This window comes from Kribbella sp., from assembly GCF_035687465.1.
Lineage (GTDB): Bacteria > Actinomycetota > Actinomycetes > Propionibacteriales > Kribbellaceae > Kribbella.
Genome location: NZ_DASRXP010000024.1, coordinates 1 through 2960, shown reverse-complemented (window position 1 = coordinate 2960; position 2960 = coordinate 1). Strand labels below are relative to the sequence as shown.

Below are 2960 nucleotides of genomic sequence, written 5' to 3'. Positions count from 1 at the left end.
GGGGCGGGCTGCTGGGAACTTGTTGGGGAAGCCGGTGGAGAAGATCTCGCGGGAGGGGATTCGGGAGATTCTCGAGAGTTCGGGGCAGTGGCCCCTGACGCGGTACATCACTGCGGTGGGGGTGCCGGAGGAGGTGCAGGCGCGGTGGCCGTGGAACCGGCGGTCGAAGCCGACCAGTCTGCGCGAGGTGATTGACGGGATGCCCGAGGACGACGATCTGAACTTTGCGATTCTGGCGTTGCAGTTGCTGGAGAGGCATGGGTCAGGGTTGACCACCGAGGATGTCGCTCAGGCTTGGTTGAACGATCTGCCGGCGGGCCGGGTGTTCACCGCCGAACGTGTTGCCTACCGCAACCTTCTTGATGGTGTCGACCCGCTGAGGGCCGCGGTGGTGCGGAACCCGTTCCGCGAATGGATCGGGGCGCAGATCCGCACCGACGTCTACGGCTGGGCTAATCCGGGTGACCGGACAGCCGCCGCCCACCTCGCGTTCATCGATGCGCGGCTGAGCCACACGGGCGCCGGTGTCGATGGTGCGGTCTGGGTGGCTGCGATGTCAGCGGCCGCTCTGGCGCTCGACGATCCGGTTGCCGTAGTGCGAGCCGGGTTGGAAGCCGTGCCACCTGATGGAACGCTCGCCGAGGCGGTTCGCTTCGGGTTATCCCTTGCAGGGTTGCCATTGGACGACGCGCTCGATCGCCTGCACGCGCAGTACGGGCAGCTTCACTGGGTGCACTCGGTCAACAACAGCGCGCTCACGGCGTACGCGCTGACGGCGCCGGACTTCGCCACCGCCGTCGGTCGCGCGGTGATGGGCGGGTGGGATACCGACTCGGTCGGGGCGACTGTCGGTGCGGTGTTTGGCGCAGTGCTCGGGGTTCCGGCAGAGTGGTCCGAACCATTGGACAACCGGATCGCCACGAGCTTGCCCGGGATGAACCAGGTTGCGATCGACGAGCTGGCGTCCCGGACGCTGGCGGTTTCGGCCGGGGCAGGGGTGGGGACGGTATCGAGCACTGCGGAGGGGGAACGGCGTGGTTGATGTCGTAGTCGTGGGGAGCGCGAACGTGGATCTGGTGTTGCCGGTCCAGCGGATCCCACGGCCCGGCGAGACCGTTCTGGCGACCGGCCTGAGCCGGGGTCCGGGCGGCAAGGGGGCCAACCAGGCGGTCGCCGCGGCCCGCGCCGGTGCTTCGACTGCGCTTGTCGCCTCGCTCGGCTCCGACGACGGCGGCTCGCTGTTGCGGGACGCACTCGCGGAGTCCGGCGTCGACCTGTCGCTGGTGTCGTGGACCGACACCCCGACCGGTACGGCGATCATCACCGTGGACGCCGACGGGGAGAACGCGATCACGGTGGCGCCGTCGGCGAACGGCGAGCTGAAGCTGTCCGGCGAGGCGGCCGCGGCGGTGCGCGGGGCGAAAATTGTCCTTTCCCAATTGGAGATTCCGTTCGCCACCGTCCAGGCGGCGGCCGAGGCGAGTTCGTACTTCGTGCTCAACGCCGCGCCCGCCGCCGAACTCCCGGACGAACTGCTCGCGCACGTCGACCTGCTCGTGGTGAACGAGACGGAGGCCGAGGTAGTTGCGGGCGGCGACAGATCCTCGCTGCTGGCGAAGGTGCCGGCCGCGGTCGTCACGCTGGGCGCCGCGGGTGCGGTGATCCTGGCCCGGGGTGCCGCTGAAATATCAATCCCGGGCGTGTCGGTCGAAGTCGTCGACACCACTGCCGCCGGAGATACGTTCTGCGGCGTGCTGGCGGCTACCCTGGCTACGGGGAGCGACCTGACGAATGCGGTGCGACGCGCTAACGTTGCTGCTTCATTGAGCGTTCAAGCCGCGGGGGCGATCCCTTCGGTGCCTCACGGGGATGTCATCGACGCACGCGCTGCGGAGGTATACCTGTGAACCCCCTCGAGCCGAGGCCGATCGATCTGCCGGCGAAGGTCGATCTCGGCTTGCGAGCCGATCTCGCCTTCCTCGACGACGCCAAGATCCTCGGTGCCCCGGACGACCCGGCTGACCTGCCGCGCTGGCGGGGCAAGCTCGCCGAGTGGCTGATGGGCGCCTACGGGCGGACGGGGTACGACGGCGGTTCGCACTACGAGGTGCCCGGGCGCGAGTGGACCCAGAAGGCGTACTCCGTCGCGTTGGTGTGGCTGTGGGATGACCTGCTGTATGACGTGGAGACGGGGAAGTTCACGCCGGAGAAGTTCGTCCAGCGCGGGATCGAGGACTTCGGCGGGTACGACGCCGTGGTGCTGTGGCACGCGTACCCGGTGATCGGGATCGACTCGCGGAACCAGTTCGACTTCTACCGGGACGTGCCGGGGCTGGCCGAGTTGGTCGCGGACCTGCACCGGCTCGAGGTGAAGGTGTTCTTCGACTACAACCCGTGGGATGTCGGCACCCGGCGTGCGGCCGGCAGCGATCCAGAGGAATTCGCTGCCCTGGTTCGCGATTTCGGGGCCGACGGCGCCTTTCTCGACACCTTGAAGGAAGGCGATCCGGCTCTCATCCGGGAGCTGCGGAAGGTGAACCCGGCGATCGCGCTGGAGGGTGAGTCGCGGTTGCCGTTGGCAAGGATCGGGGATCACGCGCTGTCCTGGGCGCAGTGGTTCGCCGATACCCGGGCGCCCGGCGTACTGCGGGCGCACCTGTTCGAGCGCCGGCACATGATGCACCACACCCGCCGGTGGAACAGGGACCACAGCGATGAACTGCAGTCCGCCTGGGTGAACGGCGTCGGCATCCTGGTCTGGGAGTCGGTGTTCTCCGCGTGGGTCGGCTGGAACGCGCGGGACCGGGCGACGCTGCGGCGGATGGTGGCCGCGCAGAGAGCGTTCTCTGAGGTTCTCATCCACGGTGACTGGATCCCGCTGACCCCGGAGGTGCCGGACAAGGCGCGCGAGCACGGGGTCTTCGGCTCGCGGTTCGAACTGGCCGACATCACCTTCTGGA

2 protein-coding genes and 1 pseudogene are annotated in these 2960 nt (G+C 68.3%); all 3 read left to right on the top strand.

Annotated elements, in window-relative coordinates:
• Positions 1-1042, top strand: a 1042-nt coding sequence (locus tag VFG33_RS01060) for an ADP-ribosylglycohydrolase family protein (protein WP_325021344.1), incomplete at its 5' end; no start/stop codon positions are given.
• The gene (locus VFG33_RS01055; RefSeq protein ID WP_325021341.1) at positions 1035-1907 is read left to right on the top strand and encodes a ribokinase; all 873 of its coding nucleotides are present in this window, start codon (positions 1035-1037) and stop codon (positions 1905-1907) included. The genes VFG33_RS01060 and VFG33_RS01055, both read left to right, overlap by 8 nt.
• Positions 1904-2960: pseudogene (locus tag VFG33_RS01050) on the top strand (hypothetical protein); the annotation flags it as partial. The gene VFG33_RS01055 and the pseudogene VFG33_RS01050, both read left to right, overlap by 4 nt.